The following is an 18,252-nucleotide window of genomic DNA, read 5'->3' on the forward strand; positions in this document are numbered from 1 at the left end:
CTAAGTGTATGGTGATGGCAATTAAGTTTACTATAACACCGCTTTTTGCAATTGCACTGGAGATTTTTCTATGGATTTCGGTGGCTTGCCCCAGGCTCTTGGGGAGCTGGCAGAGGAACGCTGTCAGGCACTGTTTGCCCAACACACAAGCAACCCGGCCGTGCTTAGGCTACTTGGATTGAGTGATTTTGCGTATCGCATATTGCAGCGTCATCCAGACTGGATTGACTGGTTGCTGGATCACGAACAAATGCAACAAAGAGCATGTCCCGTGCCGCTCAAGGAACCCCTCGCGGAACTGGATGAAGCCAGCTGCTTCAGACAACTGCGTGAATATCGTCAGCGCTACTGGCTCAAGTTGATGTGGCTTGATCTGGTGGAGGGGAATTCAATCGCCGACAGTATTGCTTATCAGTCACGACTCACTGAAACGCTGATCGACTGGGCAAACCGCTGGGCACATGCTTGTGTCGCCAAAAGCAATGGTCAGGTGTGCGATGAGCATCAAACGCCTGTGCCTATGCTGGTGCTGGGGATGGGCAAATTGGGCGGTGGTGAACTGAACTTTTCCTCGGATATCGACTTGATATTTACCTATCCGTTTGCCAAACCGACTGAAGGTGGACGCCGTAGTATCGAAGCGCAAGTGTTCTACACCAAAGTGGCGCAAAAACTGATTGCCGCGCTTGATCACTGTACCGCCGATGGTCAGGTGTTTCGCGTTGATATGCGCCTGCGGCCTTTTGGAGACAGTGGCCCTTTGGTCATGAGTTTTGCTGCTATGGAAGATTACTATCAGGATCAGGGTAGGGAGTGGGAGCGCTATGCGATGCTAAAGGCGCGCCTGCTTGGTGAAGAAAACCGTTATTGGGATGAATTTAAAACCCTGATCCGCCCCTTTGTGTTTCGTCGCTATATTGACTTCTCGGTGATTGAATCTTTGCGCAAAATGAAGCACATGATTGCCCAGGAGGTGCGGCGTAAAGGGCTGACGAATAACATTAAGCTCGGCGCGGGCGGGATCCGCGAAGTGGAGTTTATTGTTCAGGCACTGCAAATGATCCGTGGCGGTCGCGAACCCCAATTGCAAACCCCATCACTATTGTCAGCATTAGAGCAGCTTCAGCACTTGTCCCTGATCCCACCGGAAGTCGGTGAAGTGCTGTCTCAGCAATATCTGTTACTGCGCCGTACAGAACAATATTTACAGGCGTTTGATGACTGTCAGACACAGACTTTGCCGGATGATGAGCTAGGTCAGCTGCGTCTGGCGGTACTGCTGGAGTGCACTCAATATAGCGACGTATTGGCTATGCTCGAGCAGGCCCAGGTTGCGGTACGGGCCGAGTTTACCCAGGTTATCGGTGAAGAGCCTGAGCTTGGCGAGGCGCTGGCACCGGAATATGTCTCTGCCTGGGAGCAACGCGATATCAGCTATCTGGAATCTCCGTTACCAGAGGCTGTCAGTGCAGCCTGGCAACAGTCCCTGGAGCAATTTCACCTCGGATTGAGTAAAACGCAAATGGGCACGCGCGGCAGAGATGTGCTGGATAAACTGATGCCGGCTTTGCTCAGTGAAATAACCCGAGCACCGGTGGCTGAAATTCTCGACAGGGTGTTACAGGTGATCCTGAAAATCGCCTCGCGCACAGCTTACCTGGAGTTATTATTTGAAAACCGAGGGGCATTGCAGCAACTGATTAAGCTGTGTGCACACAGTGTCTGGATAGCTGAGCAGGTAGCACGCTATCCTATCTTGCTCGATGAGTTGATCGATCCGGCGGTACTTTACCGGCCGCTGCCGCTAAGCGCTTATTACAGCGAAGTTCAGCAGTACTTTTTACGCATCGACAGTGAAGATCTCGAATTACAGATGGAAGCGCTGCGTCAGTTTAAGCAAACTCAGGCATTACGGATTGCTGCAGCAGATGCCACTGGAGTGCTGGATATCATGAAAGTCAGCGATCACCTGACGGCACTGTCCGAAGCCATTATCGCCAAAGCGGTGGACATCGCCTGGCAACAAATGGTGAGCCGTTATGGCGCACCTGAAGGAGCAGATGCGGAGCACAAAGGCTTTGCTGTGGTGGCCTATGGCAAAGCGGGTGGGCTGGAGCTGGGATATAACTCGGATCTTGATCTGGTGTTCGTGCATAATCGCGATGGCAACAGTGTTACCACCGGGGACAAATCTATTTCATCACGTCAGTTTTATTTGAAACTGGCGCAGCGCTTAATGCACCTGTTCAATACCCGCACTAATTCCGGCATTTTGTATGAACTGGATACTCGCTTGAGACCAGAGGGTAACTCGGGCCTGCTGGCGATTAACATTGAGAGTTTTTATCAGTATCAGCAGGCGCAGGCCTGGACCTGGGAGCATCAGGCGCTGGTGCGCTCGCGTATGGTGCTGGGCGAGCCCGAATTGGTTGCGCGTTTTAATGAAATTCGCCATGAGATACTGTGCCAGCACCGCGATAACGGCACACTCAGCAAAGACATTGTTGAGATGCGCGAGAAGATGCGCGGACATCTGGACAAGAGCACCGAGGTGGAGTTTGATTTAAAGCAGGGGGTTGGCGGAATGACGGACATCGAGTTTATTGCACAATACCTGGTGCTCAACTACGCGCATACCCATCCGGAGCTGGCACGATTCCCCGATAATATTCGGATCTTCGAAATGGCCCATCATGCCGGAGTAATTGATAATGCCACTCAGTCGGCCCTGACTGAGGCATATTGTGAGTTCCGGGATCGCTATCACTTGCATAGTCTTAACGCTGGTGGGCGAGGTGTGGCCATGCATGAGGTGGCTGAGTGGGTGGATGCAGTGAAGGTCGCCTGGCAGCGCCTGTTGGGTTCGTAGCCGGAGAAGGAGGGCTTTCTCCGGCCTGAAAGCTTATTTAGTTAACCGGCGGCAGTTTTCACGCACAAAGCGAGAGGGCTTTTGGGTGATGATGGCGGCGCGCTGGCGGTGACAAAAGAAAGTGAATACTTCAAACTCAAAGTCATCATTGATGGCGGTGCCAACCTGATACAGGGTCGACACGAAGTTGGTATCGACACGGAAATTGTGTTTTACCACATAATCTTTGTCCAGATACCAGAACAGCTCGATGTCTTCTTGTTTGGCATAGTTGGTCAGCACACTACGCAGGGTGTCGCCACTGTCAAAGCGACGCGGCTGGATCTCTCCGGTCCAACGCTGTGGTGCAGGTTTGACTACCAGGCCACGCTGCGCAATGGCATCATCCAGTGGGTAGGTTGGTTTACCTAAGTCCAGGACGTATTTTTCACGCTCTGTATTGCGTTCATTAAAATTGCGTTTAAACCCTTCGTAAAACTGGGTAAATCCGCGTGCAGCGGCGTTGGTGGTGTCACGAAATTCCATCGACGGGACATTGCCATACAAAAAGTAATAGGCGGCCCACACCAACAACACACCCAACGACAGGTGTTTGGTCCAGAACCACAGGTTTGATAAGCGTTTTGAACGTTTCTTAGCCATACTGTCACGACACACTTTATGCTAACGGTTACTCATAATACGACGGCGCGTTTTCATCCGGACGCGTTTTAAAGCGTCTGTGCAGCCACATGTATTGTTCCGGGGCCTCATTAATGGCCTGCTCCATACGCTGATTAACCCGGGTGACGTCGGTCAGCGGATCGCCACTTGGGAAGTCAGCCAGCGCAGGTTGGATGTTTATGTGGTATTTACCCTGCTCATCGCGAACGCCATGTAGGCTTAATGTCTCACAATTTTTGCTTCCTGCAAAGAGCAGTGTTCCTGTTGTAGAGGCAGCGTCGGGCACGGCAAAGAAAGGCGCAAATTCGCAGCGATTGCGTCCATAGTCTTGATCCGGCAGGTAGTAGCACATTTTTTTATTTTTCAGTGCTTGCAATAAACCTTTGACATCGCGCTTGCCAATCAAGAACTCATTAGAACGCAAGCGGCCCTTAGTCATAAAGTACTCCATCAATGGATTATTGTGTGGGCGGTAAAAACCGATCCCCGGTTGTGCAATACCCAGTACTCTGCCCAGCATTTCCAGGTGCAGCATATGTGGGACTAGCAACAAGACACCTTTGCCATTGGCCTGCGCCTGTTCAACGTACTCTATGCCTGTTATGGAGCCGACGACCCGATTGAGCCGCCATTGTGGCCACCACCAGGCCATTGAGGTTTCGAAGGTCGCGATACCCGTGTTTTCCATGTTTTTCAGGACCATATCGGCACGTTGTTGCGCATCCATAGTGGGAAAACACAAACGCAAATTGACATCGGCAATACGACGACGCTTTTTTAACAGGCGGTGCACCAGGCGGCCGAGCATTTTTCCCAGCCACAGTTGAATACCTTGCGGCAGCCAGGTCAGAGCATACATAAAAAACACACTCAGCCAGGTTGGCCAGAATTTGGGGGCTAAAAATGCCAGCTTAAAGGTGGGGTTGTTAACCAAAGGTGCACTCTCTTTCAAACTTCAAAGGGTTAGTTTAGCGATATCGGCTGAGCAGCTCAAGAGAGTGATCATGAGCACCGACCTCATGCACTTATCAGGCAGGGCAGAGTGTAGATAAATCGCAGGCAGAAAAAAACCGGTTTACACCGGTTTTTTGTTCGAGCGAAATAGGGATTAACCTGCGACAAGGCCTTTGTTGATGGCCTCTAAGTCGCTGCGGCTCAGTGTACCTGCTGCTTGTTTCAGCTTCAGTGTTGATAACACATACTGATAACGCAGGTTAGCCAGGTTACGCTTAGCGCTGTAAAGGTTTTGGGTGCTTATCAGTACGTCAACAATGGTACGAGTACCCACTTCAAAGCCTGCCTCGGTCGCCTGCAATGCACTTTCTGCTGAGACAACCGCTTGCTCCAGTGCGCGATAGGTTGCAACGTCAGACATCACCTGGTTATACGAGGTGATCACCGAGCGGGTAACGTTACGCATAGAGGCTTCCAGATCTTCACTGGCAGCAACGTACAGGGCGCGTGCCTGATCGGTTGCGGCAACTGTTTTGCCACCTGAATAGATAGGCACATTGAAAGTCAGGCCGATGCTGGTGCCATCTGTACGAGGTGACAGCTCCGCGCCTTCAGTGTTACCCAAAGAGTCAGAATACGACGCTTGTAAACTCAGCGTTGGATAGTGGCCTGCCTGCGCAAGGTCAATTTGATCCTGTGCAATGTCCAGCGCTGATTTAGCGACCTGTAGCGATAAGTTTTGTTCTTTCGCTAAGGTAATGAAGTCGTTGGACTGTCTGTTTGGCTTCACGGTAGAGAAGCTGTCCGTATTGAGCTTATCCAGCTTTGCATGGTACTTACCTGTGATGGTACGCAGAGTTTCGCGAGCCGTTTCAACGTTGTTCTGAGCAACGATTTCGTTGGCCACAGATTGGTCGAACTGAGCCTGTGCTTCGTGTACGTCCGTGATGGCAGTCAGACCCACCTCATAGCGTTGCTTGGTTTGCTCCAGCTGACGCTCGATAGCGCGTTTTTCAGCCTGTACAAATTCCAGATTGTCCAGTGCGCTCAATACATCAAAGTAGCCTTGTGCAACACGGACAATCAGGTCTTGTTGTTGCTGCTCGTAGCTGGTCAGTGCCTGCATCGCCTGTTTCTCGGCAATGGTCAAATTTTGCCAGGTGGCCATGCTAAAAATAGTCTGGTTCAGTGTGACACTACGCGTGATTGAATCACTCCAAGTATCCACTACGGTGTAGCCTGATGCATCGTTTTGACCGGGTAATGTAGACTCACCATCGTTATCGGTGTAGCTCATTGAAAAACCCAATGAAGGCAATAGATCGCCTAATGCCGAATCCTGGGCATATTTTTGCGCGTCAGCCTGGGCTTTGGCCTTTAATACCGTTGGATCGTTAGCGGTAGCAATTTCGTACACTTGCAACAGGTCTTCTGCCTGTGAAGCTGTGCTGGACAGGGCGCAGGCAACACCGATAAACAGAGATAGAATGCTTTTTTTCATTGTTTGCTCAGTCCTTAGACAATTTTTAGTTGTCGGCATGTTACCTTGTTTTAGTCAATTCCCATATAAGGAAAATAGTAAATCGGTCAGAACAAGTGTAACAGAATATAATACTGTGCCACCTGAGACTTCTGACAGGTAACGAGCAGTAAAATAAGATAAAATTCGAGAACATCTATGATGGGGGTTCAGGGTTAAAAATTAAACCCCGATCAACAAAAAAATGAGATGAAACATGAAACCAATTGCACAATTTAATCATCAGGACGTCGAATTAGATGAGCCTAAGCGGTGTTATGACAAATTCTTTAAAATTGACTTGTATGCGTTTAAGCATGCGCTATTTGCCGGCGGCCAGTCGCAGACCATTTATCGCGAAATTTTAGAACGTGGTCATGCTGTGGCTGTGCTGCCTTACGACCCCGTTACCGATCAAGTCTTACTGATTGAGCAGATCCGCATAGGGGCGCTGGCAACCAAAGATTCTCCATGGTTATTGGAGTGTATTGCGGGCATGGCTGAGGGCAGTCTGGATTATGAAGGGGTGGTGCGCAAAGAAGCCATGGAAGAAGCGGGGCTTAAGCTAGATGAGCTGCATTACATGACGTCTTACCTGTCCAGTCCGGGCGGCACGACGGAGCGTTTGTATTTGTATCTGGCTAAGGCTGATCTGAGTCAGGCGGGGGGCATTTATGGTTTACCGGAAGAAGGGGAAGACATCAAAGTGCATGTGATACCCTTTAGCGATGCCATGGCGCGACTGGAAAGTGAGGAAATTGATAACGCTGCAACTGTGATTAGTCTACAATGGTTGGCGTTACATAAACCCAAGATGTTGGCGCAGTGGCAATCTCAGCCGGTATAAAGTGAGGTCGTTTGATCAACGGTTATGCAAAAAGAATACATCCAGTCTTTACCTAAATACATTACCTTGTGTGAACGCAATTATTTGCGGGCACTGAAACTGCTGCCTGAAGAAACCGTCGGAAATAGTCGGGAGTTACATCTTGGGGCTGCAAGTTATCACATCCGCATTGATGGTATTGCCCGTTATACCACGGATATTGCGGTGGTTCAGAAACAACAGATCAGTGCCCACCTGGATGATTTTGTGTTGTCTGTGCGCCTTTACCACGATGCCAAAGTGGCAGAGGTGATCCACCACGATTTTCATCAGCGCATTAAGCCATCGTATCGCTATCCCAATCCGGATATGCATCACAAAGATGAAAAATACCAGCTCAATGCATTTTTGGCAGACTGGCTGATGGCGTGTCTCGAAAGTGGCCGGATACCGCTCAATTGGGATGTTAACAATGGCCTGGTTTGAACAACGTCACCAGTTTTGTGGAGCAGAGTTACGTCTGGCACACATCACAGACAGCCACCTGTTTGGCAGCCGCGATGGATGCTATTTTGAGGTCAATACGGCGGCGCATTTTAGCAGGGTGCTCAATGCTTTGGCAGAGGAGCAACTGGATGGGGTGGTATTTGGCGGTGACTTAACTCAGGACCACAGTGCGGCCTCGTATGCATTGTTTGCTGAGCTGGTGGCGCAATCGGCGCTTCAGTGTCCGTTGTTTTGGGTGCCGGGAAATCATGACGACTTGACTTTGCTGGCACAGATCAGTGAAGGGCAGATCAGTGCAGCCAAGTATTTACAATGCGAACAGGGTGACATAGTGTTGCTTAACAGCAAGGGGCCAACGCCCGCAGGCTGGTGTGAGGCTGCACACCTGAGGGAGTTGCAGCAGCAATTAAGCGAAGGTGCTCACTCTGTTTTGGCCTTTTGCCATCATCATCCACTGCCGATAGACGGTTATCTTGACAAGCATATGCTGGAAAACGGCCCTCAGCTGCTTAATACGCTGGTCAACAGCCAACGTGTTGAGGCGCTCATTCATGGCCATGTACATAATGCGTATGCCCAGTCGTTTCGCGCTTTACCTGTTTATGCCACGCCGGCGACTTCTATCCAGTTCGCCAAGCATACACGTGACTGGCAACAGCATAATACAGGCCCAGCCTACCGCCTCATACACTGGACAGCACAGGGGTTGCATACTGAGGTCAAATGGCTCGCAAATTAATTTATATTCATGGCTTTAATAGCTCAGATCAGTCCTTCAAAGCACAACAGTTAGGCCAGTGGCTTGCGCAGCAAGCGTTTACGTGTCGCTATCTGACACCGCGTTTGCACTACGATCCGGCGATTGCCATTGTGCAGCTGGAACAACTCATAGACCCGGACACTGCGCTGATCGGTAGTTCCCTGGGCGGCTATTACGCCACCTACCTGGCGCAGCAGCATGGTTTGCGTGCTGTGGTCGTGAACCCGGCGGTGAGGCCGTTTGAATTGTTGCATGATTATCTTGGTCCTCAGTATAATCCTTATCAGCAACAGCATTACACGCTGACGCACCAACATGTTGAAACCTTGCGTCAGCTCTACGTTGAGTCTCTGCACTCACCAGAAAATATTTTATTGCTACAACAAAGCGGCGATGAAGTGTTACCCTATCAACAGGCAGTGAACTACTTCAGCGCCAGCCCTGGCCACATTGAATTTGGCGGGGACCATAGTTTTATGGGTTTTGAGCGTTACTTTGAGACCCTAGTCAGGTTTCTTAACATCACCAACACAAGCGAAGAAAATCAGATCCAATTATGAGTCAGCAGAATTATAATGCCGAAGCCATTGAGGTGTTGAATGGCCTGGAGCCGGTGAAACGCCGACCTGGCATGTATACCGACACCACACGACCAAACCACCTTGGCCAGGAAGTGATAGATAACAGTGTCGATGAAGCCCTGGCCGGTCATGCCAGCAAGATCGATGTGATCCTGCATGAAGATAACTCGCTGCAGGTGATCGACGATGGTCGCGGCATGCCCGTGGATATTCACCCTGAAGAAGGGATCCCGGGTGTTGAACTGATCCTGACCAAACTGCACGCTGGTGGTAAATTCTCCAATAAAAACTATCAATTTTCCGGGGGTCTGCACGGGGTAGGTATCTCGGTAGTGAATGCCTTATCGACCCGGGTTGAGATCACGGTTAAGCGCGATGCTCAGGTCTATCAGATGGCCTTTGAGCACGGCGACAAAGTCGAAGATTTAGAAGTCACAGGCACGGTTGGTAAACGCAATACTGGCACCTCAGTCCAGTTTTGGCCTGATGCCAGCTATTTTGATTCTGCTAACTTCTCACTCAGTAAGCTCAATTACTTGCTTAAAGCCAAAGCGGTATTGTGTCCTGGCCTGCGTATTCGTTTTATTAATAAACAAACCAAAGAAACGCAGGAGTGGTGCTATGAGTCGGGTCTGGAAGATTACTTAAAAGACAGTGCAAAAGGGTATGAAACCTTGCCACAAAGCCCGTTTGTGGGCAGCTTTAGTGGTTCAACTGAAGGGGTTGACTGGGCATTACACTGGTTGCCTGAGGGCGGCGAGTCCATTACCGAAAGCTATGTGAATCTTATCCCAACTGCGCAAGGCGGGACACACGTCAATGGCCTGCGTCAGGGTCTGCTGGAAGCCATGCGTGAGTTTTGTGAATTCCGTAACCTGCTACCGCGCGGCGTGAAACTGACCCCAGACGATGTCTGGGACAAGTGTAGCTACGTATTATCGGTGAAAATGCAGGATCCGCAATTTGCCGGTCAAACCAAAGAAAAACTGTCATCGCGCTCTTGCGCTACGTTTGTCTCGGGCATTGTGAAAGATGCCTTCAGCCTGTGGCTGAATGAGCACACCGACACCGCTGAAGCCCTGGCTGAGTTGTGTATCAGCAATGCGCAGAAACGTATGCGTGCGGCTAAAAAAGTGGTGCGTAAAAAGGTCACCAGTGGCCCGGCATTACCCGGTAAACTGACCGACTGTTCTGGTTCAGAAACCGAGCGCTCGGAGCTGTTTCTGGTGGAAGGGGACTCGGCGGGCGGTTCAGCCAAACAGGCGCGCGATCGTGAGTTTCAGGCCATCATGCCGTTGCGGGGTAAAATCCTGAATACCTGGGAAGTCGATTCCGGGCAGATCTTGGCCTCGCAGGAAGTTCACGACATCTCAGTGGCACTGGGTATTGACCCGGACTCTGAAGACCTGTCAGCGCTGCGCTATGGCAAAGTCTGTATTCTGGCCGATGCTGACTCCGACGGACTCCATATTGCTACTTTGCTGTGTGCCTTGTTCGTTAAACACTTTCCGGAGCTGGTACGTCGTGGTCATGTGTATGTGGCCATGCCACCGCTGTTCCGTATCGATGTCGGTAAAGAGGTGTTCTATGCGCTGGACGAAGATGAAAAGCGCGGCATACTAGACCGCATTGAAGCAGAGAAAAAGCGCGGTAAAGTCAATGTTCAGCGCTTTAAAGGATTGGGTGAAATGAACCCGATGCAGCTGCGCGAAACCACCATGGATCCAAATACCCGCCGTCTGGTGCAACTGACCCTGGATGAGCCGGAAGAAACGCTCGAAGTAATGGACATGCTACTGGCGAAAAAGCGTGCCGGCGACAGAAAGAGCTGGCTGGAACAACATGGTGATAAAGCAGAAGTATAAGCTTGCTGCCAAGAATTGAATTCGGATGATTACGCCAACGCGATAACTCGTGTGCGGTACAACAAACAATAAGGTGTATCATGACAGATCCGCAAACCCTGTCCTTGCAGGGGATTGAACAACTGGCGATGGGCCGCTTCACAGAAGACGCCTATCTCAATTACTCCATGTATGTGATCATGGACCGGGCCCTGCCGCATATTGGCGACGGTCTCAAGCCAGTACAAAGGCGTATTGTGTATGCCATGAGTGAGCTGGGCCTGTCGGCCGCGGCCAAGTATAAAAAATCCGCCCGTACTGTGGGTGACGTGCTGGGTAAATACCACCCTCACGGTGACAGCGCCTGTTACGAAGCCATGGTGTTGATGGCGCAGCCGTTCTCTTATCGTTACCCGCTGATCGACGGTCAGGGTAACTGGGGTGCTGCTGACGACCCTAAATCGTTTGCCGCAATGCGTTACACTGAAGCGCGCTTGTCGAAGTTCTCAGAAGTGCTTTTGAAAGAGCTGGGTCAGGGCACTGTTGACTGGATCCCCAACTTTGACGGCACCATGAACGAGCCTATGGTGCTGCCGGCTCGATTGCCGCACATCCTGCTTAATGGTGTTACCGGGATTGCTGTAGGCATGGCCACAGACATTCCACCACACAATGTGCGCGAGCTGGCCGAAGCCTGCTGTACTTTGCTGGATAAGCCAAAAACCACCCTGGAAGAAGTACTGGAGATGGTTCAGGCGCCGGATTATCCGACTGAAGCTGAGATCATCACGCCAAAAGCAGAGATCCAGAAGATTTACACCACCGGACGTGGTTCCATCAAGATGCGTGCGGTGTATGAAGAAGATCAGGGCGAAGTGGTGATCACTGCGCTGCCTCATCAGGTGTCTGGTGGCAAAGTGCTGGAGCAGATTGCTGCACAGATGACAGCCAAGAAGCTGCCCATGGTCGCCGATTTGCGCGATGAATCTGACCATGAAAATCCCACCCGCATTGTGGTGGTACCGCGCTCAAATCGCGTCAAAGTTGAGCCCTTAATGGCACATCTGTTTGCCACCACAGATCTGGAAAAGAACTACCGGGTTAACCTCAACATGATTGGTCTGGATGGTCGCCCGCAGGTTAAAGATTTGCGCACTATCCTGGCTGAGTGGTTGGTGTTCCGTCGTGATACGGTGCGTCGTCGCTTGCAGTATCGTCTTGATAAGGTGTTGGCACGTTTGCATATTCTTGAAGGTTTAATGATTGCCTTTTTGAATATCGACGAAGTAATTGAGATCATTCGTACCGAAGACAAGCCAAAAGAAGAGTTAATGAACCGCTTTGGGTTGTCGGACAAACAGGCTGAAGCCATTTTAGATTTAAAGCTGCGCCATTTGGCGAAGCTTGAAGAAATGAAGATCCGCGGTGAGCAGGATGAGCTGAGCGCCGAGCGCGACAAGCTGGAGCAGACTCTGGGCTCAGAGCGCAGAATGTCGACGCTGCTGAAAAAAGAAATCCGCGAAGCCGCTGAGCTGTACGGTGATGAGCGTCGTTCACCGGTTGTTGAACGCCTTGAAGCCAAAGCCCTGAGCGAGAAAGATTTGATCCCGTCTGAATCGGTCACTGTGGTGCTGTCTGAAAAAGGCTGGGCCCGGGTTGCTAAAGGTCATGATATTGATGCCGAAGGGCTCAATTACCGCGCCGGGGACAGCTACAAAGCGTCGGCCAAAGGCCGCAGTAATCAGCCTGCGGTGTTTCTCGACAGCTCCGGCCGGGCATTTGCCACCGATGCGCATAGTCTGCCATCCGCCCGTAGCCAGGGTGAGCCGATGACTGGTCGCTTTAATCTGGCAGCGGGGACTAATTTTGAACATGTGGTGATGGGTGAAGAGCAGTCGCTTTACCTGATGGCCACTGATGGAGGTTATGGCTTTATTGCCGAGTTTAACGACCTGGTCAGTAAAAACAAAAACGGTAAGGCCCTGGTTAGTATCCCGAAAGGGGCTGAGCTGATGGCCCCTATCACCGTTGGCGATGTGGCCACCGATCGTTGTATGGCGATTTCTAACGAAGGCCGGATGTTGATCTTCCCATTGCGTGACTTGCCCAAGCTGGCAAAAGGTAAAGGCAATAAGATCATCTCGATCCCAAGTGCCAAAGTACAGGCTCGTGAGGAGTTTGTTAAAGTGCTTGCAGCGATACCCGATGGCTGCGCCGTGACCTTACATGCTGGTAAGCGTAAACTCACGCTCAAACCTGGCGATTTGGAGCACTACTATGGTGAACGAGGTCGTCGCGGTAACAAGCTGCCAAGAGGTCTGCAACGGGTTGACGGGTTTGAGATTGAATTCAATGGTCAGGATGCCACAGACCTGCAAGACAACGAGCAGTCATCAGACGAGTCTTAATCTATTGGCAGGCATAATGCGCGCATTATGCCTGCTTCTTCTTCACTTTGATTGATGACTATGAAACGCCTCACCCTAATACAGCTTCCCCTTCCCGTATAAATCTGGTCATTACAGCATGCCTGTTATTTTTGCTTCCCTGACTGAAGAACCTCTTTAAGTGTTTGATTAATTTGCTGGTATAATCAAAAATAGGAGTGAGAACTAGGTGAGGGATAACAATAATGTCGATATTACAAGTACCACTAAAATCGCTTTGTCTGGTTGTGATGAGTACCTCTCTGGCGGGATGCAGCTACTTTTGGGATCATGATATCGAGCTAAAGGGCTGTTTTCCTGCGCTTGAGTATCATATTTCAGCCGCAGATGAGCCCATTTACCGGTCATCATTCATTGATAGTCACAATTCGCTGATTGCCGCAGGCTACGATTTCTATGTGGTCAATTATTATATGCCATCATCTTTTGCCGGAGAAAATGGGGAGTCACTGCGGCAAAAGGTGATACAGATGTCAGGAAACTACAGCATGAGTGGTGACATGGTTATATCTGTACCTAGTTGGGGTGAGCGGTATCTGGGTGGAAGTGCAATTGCCTTGAATTTTCCCATTGTCTATCAAGGAGAAAATGGCGTGTTTAATGCCTACACAATGGGAGACAGTGGTATTGCATTGCCGCAGGGGATAAGTGCGTCCTGCATGCAGGAGATTGTCAATGTATGTGAAGGGCGGCACTGCCGATTTTTAAAGTACCTGAGCCTAGAAGCATAAGCACGGGCAGGTCCGCTTTTTAGTCAGACTGCTGTGGGTGAAATATCCAGCTATTTAACAATAACTGGATATTGATGAGGGTAGTAACCTAGATGCTGGGCTCTATTCTTAAAGAAAACAGAACCGTTTCCCCGTCTACCTTATCTATTTTATACTCTAAATACCCTTCTTTATTGACGTAATCCATATCGTGGATCAGAGTAAATGAGTAATTCTGGCCTTTATGGATAACCTGATTCTTAATCTGTTGACCACCTTGCCAGACCTGTAATCGTAGCGCTCCATCGCTGCCACCTTTATTGGAAACCGAGAACCGTTTAGGTGCATTGATACCTAGCCCGAACTTACCTGTTTTGTTTACGGCAGTCGTACCGTAGCCATCCGTGACATAGCCATGTCTGTCTATGATTGAGAGCGCATGGAAACCAGTGTGATCAGATTTGAGTGCTTCATTGTTTTTAAGCACACATGTGGTGCTGTCATCTGCGCTTTTGATCACTTTTCTGAATTTATTCACGTTCTTAAGGTAGGCTGTGAGACGTTCGCGGGAATCCATATTCATGGCAGCAACACGGTTGATCTGCGTACGGCCTTCAGTATCTAAACAGTTAGTGGCCTTTTGGCTCTCCACATACGAGTAAATGACCTGGTGTGGCAGCATGACACCTGCTCGTATGTTATCCATTGCCGGTGAGCTTGGCGCTGTGACTATTTTCCTTGTATAGGCAGCCACGTGATATAGATACCCACGTTTTTCCTGGTCTAAAGGATATTGCCTGGCAATATAGTGTTCGATGTCATCCCGGATCCCATCATCATCTGAGTCGGTACTCCCCAGGCTGCCATCATCTTGCGGAGCGGGGGGTAAGTTATGCTCATATACAAGAATGAGCGGAATAGTGATGCCACCAAGTGAAATTGGCACTAACCCACCCACAGGGCCCTCTTCGATTTTTGAAACGTCAACCGCAAAGCTTGGGCTGGACAGTGCACCAAATAATATAAGTATCAATAAGTTCTTCATAATTATTCCTTAATACAAACACTTAAGTGTTGCACTCCAGTTAACACTGTAAGCTGCTTGAGTTGTCGCTGTGTGCCTGATACCAAACGTAAAGCTGCCATTATTATTTCTGTTGTAATAAACTGGATTGCTGGAAGAGGTCATGTTATTTAGCAATGTTTTGGTGCGAACGCGTGAGTCGTTGCCAAACTTCCAATTAAATTCAACATTGTTCCCTAAAGAAGAAGGGTTGGCGCCCCAGACGGCAAAGCTTAGATTGAACTTGGTACCAACGGGTGGCCAGAAGGTACGTTCAAAGCCAGAAAAGTAGCCATTTTCTGAGTGAGAGGGGGTGTGCTCTTCCACGCTTTGAAAAGTGACGGTGTAGTTCTTTCCGTTGTGTAAACACGTCAGTGCAGGCTCTGAACCCCCATCGTCCTCATTGTCTGGCCGCTTTTCCATTTCTTCAAACGCTTTGACCACGTCATTGATGATCTTTTGTTTTGAAGTGTAATGGCCCCGGGTAAAGGCATCGCGTCTGATATAAGTCTCGGCCAGACCGTGTCCAGTAACATCCTGATAAACGGGAATGCTGACATTAGCTGCCCTGGGCTCTTTATGGGCCGGTTTTATTGCGCGAATTGCATTCATAACCAGATCCCGAGTGTTGGTCGTATGAGGTCCACCCCCTTTGGTGGTGACCGCAGGTGTCGCGACCGATACAATTTCCAGATGATTTAGAAAGGTATCCCCATATCGGGCCGCTATCGCGTCATAGACTTCATTGGCGTAAAAGTTGCCCTGAGAGTGAGCCAGCAAAACCACATTATAGTTAGCGTTTATATAGGAAAGGGATTTACTAATCATGGCTTCCAGATCTTTGTCTGTCGGCTGATTGTGGAAATCAATGATGCTGGCAAGCAGCTGGATGTTCTCTACGTTCGAACCACCTAACGATAAGTAGGCGGCCTCACGCCAGTAGTCAGCTGACGAGTTGCGGTTTTCATCCCGCTCTTTCTGTGCCAATACTTCCATGAATTGCTCAAGCTTATCTTCATTCATGTTGTACACATGATCAATGGCATGGACGTGCCGACTAAACGCACTACGTACCGCTGGTTTGTTTTTACCCAGTGCCTCTTCATCCGTAAACATACCATTGAGGTATATCAAGGCACGTTTGCGTGCCGAGCTGCCATCTTTGCTCGAGCTTGCCCGGCTCAGGCTTGTGCTCGATACACTCTGTGGTACAGCATCGGCAGTCAAAAACTCATTGGATGCGAGTTGTGTGGGGGTCAGAGGAACAAAGTCAGCTTGGTTGAAGTAGTGAGGTACTTCACTGTCGCTGGCTAATGCTGCTGAGGCATACAGTAGAGGTATACCACAGCCAAGGGCCAATAGTTTCTTTTGCATTTATTAAAGCACTCCTTTGAAGCTATAAATGGGTCATTGTTATCGATTTAATGTCGACTATTTTTTTACTGGGTGTAGATTATATATGACAGTATCATGTCAGGGACAGAATTACTAAAGGCAGGTGCTTGATCTAAATTACTTTTTTGGAAATAAAATACCCAAATTATGCAAGGGGACGTTTCACTTGCCTGTGCTCTACGGCAATGGCTTATTAACTCTCAGTGAAATGCTAAAGACCAGGTTGTTTTGTTGGGCTTCAAAGCCCACATTAAATTTATCCATCAACGCTGCCACTAACTGCAGTCCCAGACCAAAGTTGTCATGAGCCGATGTGTCATTCGGCGTTTGCACAGTAGGGTTGCAGAAGCGGATTTGGGATTGGCTGATGCTAATCTGCCAATATTTATCGGCCTCTGATGTTTGGCAATGATGGATCACATTGGTTAATAGATTCAATATAACCAGTTCTAAAACGACCTCGGGAATGGGCAGTGAGAGTGTCTTGGGCGGATCCGGCTCATTGATCCGCACATCAATTTGGTGAAGGGCTATCAGTGCCTGAGATTCCGATAATACGGTGTCGAGTACATGGCGGACCTGAGTGGTATGTTGCTCTCTGGCATCCGATGTAAGCCACAGTAATGCACTGCTGAGACGGTGCATTCTTGCAATGGCCTTGTCGAGACGGTGATATGACTTTAGTGAGGCTAGCTCGGGTGCCGATGCACTGATCAGCTCCATCGAGTGTGACATCACTTGCAAGGGCGTTCTTATCTCATGAGCCATACCTTGGTTAAACGCAATTTGCTGCTGCAACAGGTGTGTTTTTTGTTCCAGCGCATCCACTAACTTTTTTGTAATGAGCTGAATGTCTTGCTCTTCTATGTCGCTGAGTGTCGCTTTGACCTCATTGATGTGCAAGTGCTCTGCGGCAAGGGCATGGTGGATTTTGCTAAATGGTCGCAGTGCTTTTTCAGAGAGCTTATTAGAGAACCAGTAGGTCAGAAGTAATGTGGGCAGCAACATCAATAACAATATTACCAAAATATCATCGATGGCACGGGATATGATCCCCAGCTCTGAACTATTGAGGAGCAGGACGCCAAGATCGGTTTTCATAAAATGAAAGTGCTGGTCGCCCTGGGTAAATTCTCCAAAGTGCGCGTCAAACTCAAAGTATTTAAGCTGCTCGCTGTCAGACAGAGTAAAGGTATCGGTCTGCGTGACCAAGGTCATGTTCGCGGGTAATGACCCACCTTGCTGGATTATGTGATAGGTCTGCTTAAGTTGATCTTTAAAAACGGCATCTTCCAGAGCAAAGACAATAAACAGGGTCATACCTGAAAAGAGCAAAAACAGCGTAAATGCAAGCCATAAGCTGTGTTGCCTGACACGTGAGAGTAAAGTGGGCTGATTTGAAGATTTAAGCAACATGGTTACTGGCCAGGGTAAATTTGTAACCCACTCCTTTGATCGTCTCGATAAAACCTTGATCAAAGTGAGCTTTGAGTTGTTTTCTCAGTTTGTATATATGTGCCCTGAGTGGGTCGCTGTCTGGTGTTTCATTGGGCCATAAATGGGTATGGATCGTCGGTGTTTTTACCACGTTTGGTGCATGAACAAGGAGTAACTTTAATATCTCATAACCGATATTATGCAGCTGCAGGCTTTTGTTCTGATAGGTGAGCAGTAATGTCTCCGGGTCGAGCGTTACGTCTTCAAAGGTAATGACATCGGTTAGCGTGGTTGACGGCATTGATTTCATTAATCCAACGTCGATCCGGGCAGTCAACTCCGCAAATGAGAAGGGTTTTTTCAAGTAATCCCAGGCACCACTGGCAAAGCCTTGCAGGATGTCTTGCTCGTGACTACGAGAAGACATCATGATCACAGGGATTTTGGCCAAATGCTGACCCAACGCGTTGTCTGACAACTGACGGCAGACATCGTAACCATTCACAAACGGTAAGTTGATATCTAACAAAACGAGTTGATAGCGGTTTTGCTCCAATAGGACGAGGGCTTGTTTGCCGGTGTAGGCAAAGTCGAGTTCATGTCCTTTGGGCTCCAAAAACTCAGCAATGCCTTGTGCAATGTCCATATCATCTTCAACTACCAGAATGTGTGCCATG

At 49.3% G+C, this 18,252-nt stretch carries 15 protein-coding genes; 8 read left to right on the forward strand and 7 right to left on the reverse strand.

Translation table 11 applies throughout. From position 1 onward, the window contains the following. Nucleotides 1-70: 70 nt before the first annotated feature. A complete protein-coding gene (glnE, locus tag QNM19_RS12440; protein WP_049863827.1) occupies nt 71-2,869 on the forward strand; it encodes a bifunctional [glutamate--ammonia ligase]-adenylyl-L-tyrosine phosphorylase/[glutamate--ammonia-ligase] adenylyltransferase in 2,799 nt (932 codons plus the stop codon). Between the two features lie 33 nt (nt 2,870-2,902). Here the strand turns inward: glnE and QNM19_RS12445 are convergent, their stop codons facing one another. The 3 genes from QNM19_RS12445 to tolC form a co-directional block, all read right to left on the reverse strand. Then, on the reverse strand, nt 2,903-3,511 hold the full coding sequence (locus QNM19_RS12445; RefSeq protein WP_049863828.1) for a TcpQ domain-containing protein: 609 nt from the start codon (nt 3,509-3,511) through the stop codon (nt 2,903-2,905). Nucleotides 3,512-3,539: 28 nt separating this feature from the next. Continuing rightward, a complete protein-coding gene (lpxL, locus tag QNM19_RS12450; RefSeq protein ID WP_049863829.1) occupies nt 3,540-4,466 on the reverse strand; it encodes an LpxL/LpxP family Kdo(2)-lipid IV(A) lauroyl/palmitoleoyl acyltransferase in 927 nt (308 codons plus the stop codon). Between the two features lie 174 nt (nt 4,467-4,640). Beyond that, the gene (gene tolC / locus QNM19_RS12455) at nt 4,641-5,987 is read right to left on the reverse strand and encodes an outer membrane channel protein TolC (RefSeq protein ID WP_049863830.1); all 1,347 of its coding nucleotides are present in this window, start codon (nt 5,985-5,987) and stop codon (nt 4,641-4,643) included. Nucleotides 5,988-6,222: 235 nt separating this feature from the next. On the opposite strand from tolC, the gene QNM19_RS12460 reads away from it, so the two are divergent. The 7 genes from QNM19_RS12460 to QNM19_RS12490 all read left to right on the forward strand — a co-directional run bounded on the left by QNM19_RS12460 (nt 6,223) and on the right by QNM19_RS12490 (nt 13,701). Then, complete coding sequence (locus tag QNM19_RS12460; protein WP_049863831.1) at nt 6,223-6,852, forward strand: NUDIX domain-containing protein; 630 nt, start codon at nt 6,223-6,225, stop codon at nt 6,850-6,852. A 24-nt stretch (nt 6,853-6,876) separates the two neighbouring features. Next, nucleotides 6,877-7,317 (forward strand): DUF1249 domain-containing protein, encoded by a 441-nt coding sequence (locus QNM19_RS12465; protein ID WP_010383068.1) that lies wholly within the window; start codon nt 6,877-6,879, stop codon nt 7,315-7,317. Next, nucleotides 7,304-8,077: a metallophosphoesterase gene (locus QNM19_RS12470; protein ID WP_049863832.1), complete on the forward strand. Its 774-nt coding sequence runs from the start codon at nt 7,304-7,306 to the stop codon at nt 8,075-8,077. Before QNM19_RS12465 ends, QNM19_RS12470 begins: the two co-directional genes overlap by 14 nt. Continuing rightward, nucleotides 8,062-8,658, forward strand: a complete 597-nt coding sequence (locus QNM19_RS12475; protein ID WP_049863833.1) for a YqiA/YcfP family alpha/beta fold hydrolase — start codon at nt 8,062-8,064, stop codon at nt 8,656-8,658. The genes QNM19_RS12470 and QNM19_RS12475 overlap by 16 nt, the downstream gene beginning before the upstream one ends. Then, the gene (gene parE, locus QNM19_RS12480) at nt 8,655-10,544 is read left to right on the forward strand and encodes a DNA topoisomerase IV subunit B (RefSeq protein ID WP_010383065.1); all 1,890 of its coding nucleotides are present in this window, start codon (nt 8,655-8,657) and stop codon (nt 10,542-10,544) included. Before QNM19_RS12475 ends, parE begins: the two co-directional genes overlap by 4 nt. An 80-nt stretch (nt 10,545-10,624) precedes the next feature. Beyond that, a complete protein-coding gene (gene parC / locus QNM19_RS12485; RefSeq protein WP_284026757.1) occupies nt 10,625-12,931 on the forward strand; it encodes a DNA topoisomerase IV subunit A in 2,307 nt (768 codons plus the stop codon). Nucleotides 12,932-13,155: 224 nt separating this feature from the next. Continuing rightward, complete coding sequence (locus QNM19_RS12490; protein ID WP_049863834.1) at nt 13,156-13,701, forward strand: hypothetical protein; 546 nt, start codon at nt 13,156-13,158, stop codon at nt 13,699-13,701. A gap of 88 nt (nt 13,702-13,789) precedes the next feature. On the opposite strand, the gene QNM19_RS12495 is transcribed toward QNM19_RS12490, so the two are convergent. The 4 genes from QNM19_RS12495 to QNM19_RS12510 all read right to left on the reverse strand — a co-directional run bounded on the left by QNM19_RS12495 (nt 13,790) and on the right by QNM19_RS12510 (nt 18,251). Beyond that, the gene (locus QNM19_RS12495; protein ID WP_049863835.1) at nt 13,790-14,725 is read right to left on the reverse strand and encodes a hypothetical protein; all 936 of its coding nucleotides are present in this window, start codon (nt 14,723-14,725) and stop codon (nt 13,790-13,792) included. A 9-nt stretch (nt 14,726-14,734) separates the two neighbouring features. Continuing rightward, nucleotides 14,735-16,117 carry a hypothetical protein gene (locus QNM19_RS12500; RefSeq protein WP_284026758.1) on the reverse strand — a complete coding sequence of 461 codons (1,383 nt, stop codon included), beginning with the start codon at nt 16,115-16,117 and terminating at the stop codon, nt 14,735-14,737. A 198-nt stretch (nt 16,118-16,315) separates the two neighbouring features. Further along, the gene (locus tag QNM19_RS12505) at nt 16,316-17,554 is read right to left on the reverse strand and encodes a sensor histidine kinase (protein WP_284026759.1); all 1,239 of its coding nucleotides are present in this window, start codon (nt 17,552-17,554) and stop codon (nt 16,316-16,318) included. Next, nucleotides 17,544-18,251: a response regulator transcription factor gene (locus QNM19_RS12510; RefSeq protein WP_049863840.1), complete on the reverse strand. Its 708-nt coding sequence runs from the start codon at nt 18,249-18,251 to the stop codon at nt 17,544-17,546. The genes QNM19_RS12505 and QNM19_RS12510 overlap by 11 nt, the downstream gene beginning before the upstream one ends. Nucleotide 18,252 lies beyond the last annotated feature (1 nt).

Origin of the sequence: Pseudoalteromonas ardens (genome assembly GCF_030125445.1) — a bacterium.
GTDB lineage: Bacteria > Pseudomonadota > Gammaproteobacteria > Enterobacterales > Alteromonadaceae > Pseudoalteromonas > Pseudoalteromonas ardens.

Excerpts from the sequence above, each read along its gene's own strand:
- QNM19_RS12490 (WP_049863834.1), top strand. The coding sequence starts at position 13,156 with ATGTCGATATTACAAGTACCACTAAAATCGCTTTGTCTGGTTGTGATG.
- QNM19_RS12465 (WP_010383068.1), top strand. The coding sequence starts at position 6,877 with ATGCAAAAAGAATACATCCAGTCTTTACCTAAATACATTACCTTGTGT.
- QNM19_RS12510 (WP_049863840.1), bottom strand. The coding sequence starts at position 18,251 with ATGGCACACATTCTGGTAGTTGAAGATGATATGGACATTGCACAAGGC.
- glnE (WP_049863827.1), top strand. The coding sequence starts at position 71 with ATGGATTTCGGTGGCTTGCCCCAGGCTCTTGGGGAGCTGGCAGAGGAA.
- QNM19_RS12500 (WP_284026758.1), bottom strand. The coding sequence starts at position 16,117 with ATGCAAAAGAAACTATTGGCCCTTGGCTGTGGTATACCTCTACTGTAT.
- QNM19_RS12460 (WP_049863831.1), top strand. The coding sequence starts at position 6,223 with ATGAAACCAATTGCACAATTTAATCATCAGGACGTCGAATTAGATGAG.
- QNM19_RS12495 (WP_049863835.1), bottom strand. The coding sequence starts at position 14,725 with ATGAAGAACTTATTGATACTTATATTATTTGGTGCACTGTCCAGCCCA.
- QNM19_RS12475 (WP_049863833.1), top strand. The coding sequence starts at position 8,062 with ATGGCTCGCAAATTAATTTATATTCATGGCTTTAATAGCTCAGATCAG.
- QNM19_RS12470 (WP_049863832.1), top strand. The coding sequence starts at position 7,304 with ATGGCCTGGTTTGAACAACGTCACCAGTTTTGTGGAGCAGAGTTACGT.
- QNM19_RS12445 (WP_049863828.1), bottom strand. The coding sequence starts at position 3,511 with ATGGCTAAGAAACGTTCAAAACGCTTATCAAACCTGTGGTTCTGGACC.
- parC (WP_284026757.1), top strand. The coding sequence starts at position 10,625 with ATGACAGATCCGCAAACCCTGTCCTTGCAGGGGATTGAACAACTGGCG.
- QNM19_RS12505 (WP_284026759.1), bottom strand. The coding sequence starts at position 17,554 with ATGTTGCTTAAATCTTCAAATCAGCCCACTTTACTCTCACGTGTCAGG.
- tolC (WP_049863830.1), bottom strand. The coding sequence starts at position 5,987 with ATGAAAAAAAGCATTCTATCTCTGTTTATCGGTGTTGCCTGCGCCCTG.
- parE (WP_010383065.1), top strand. The coding sequence starts at position 8,655 with ATGAGTCAGCAGAATTATAATGCCGAAGCCATTGAGGTGTTGAATGGC.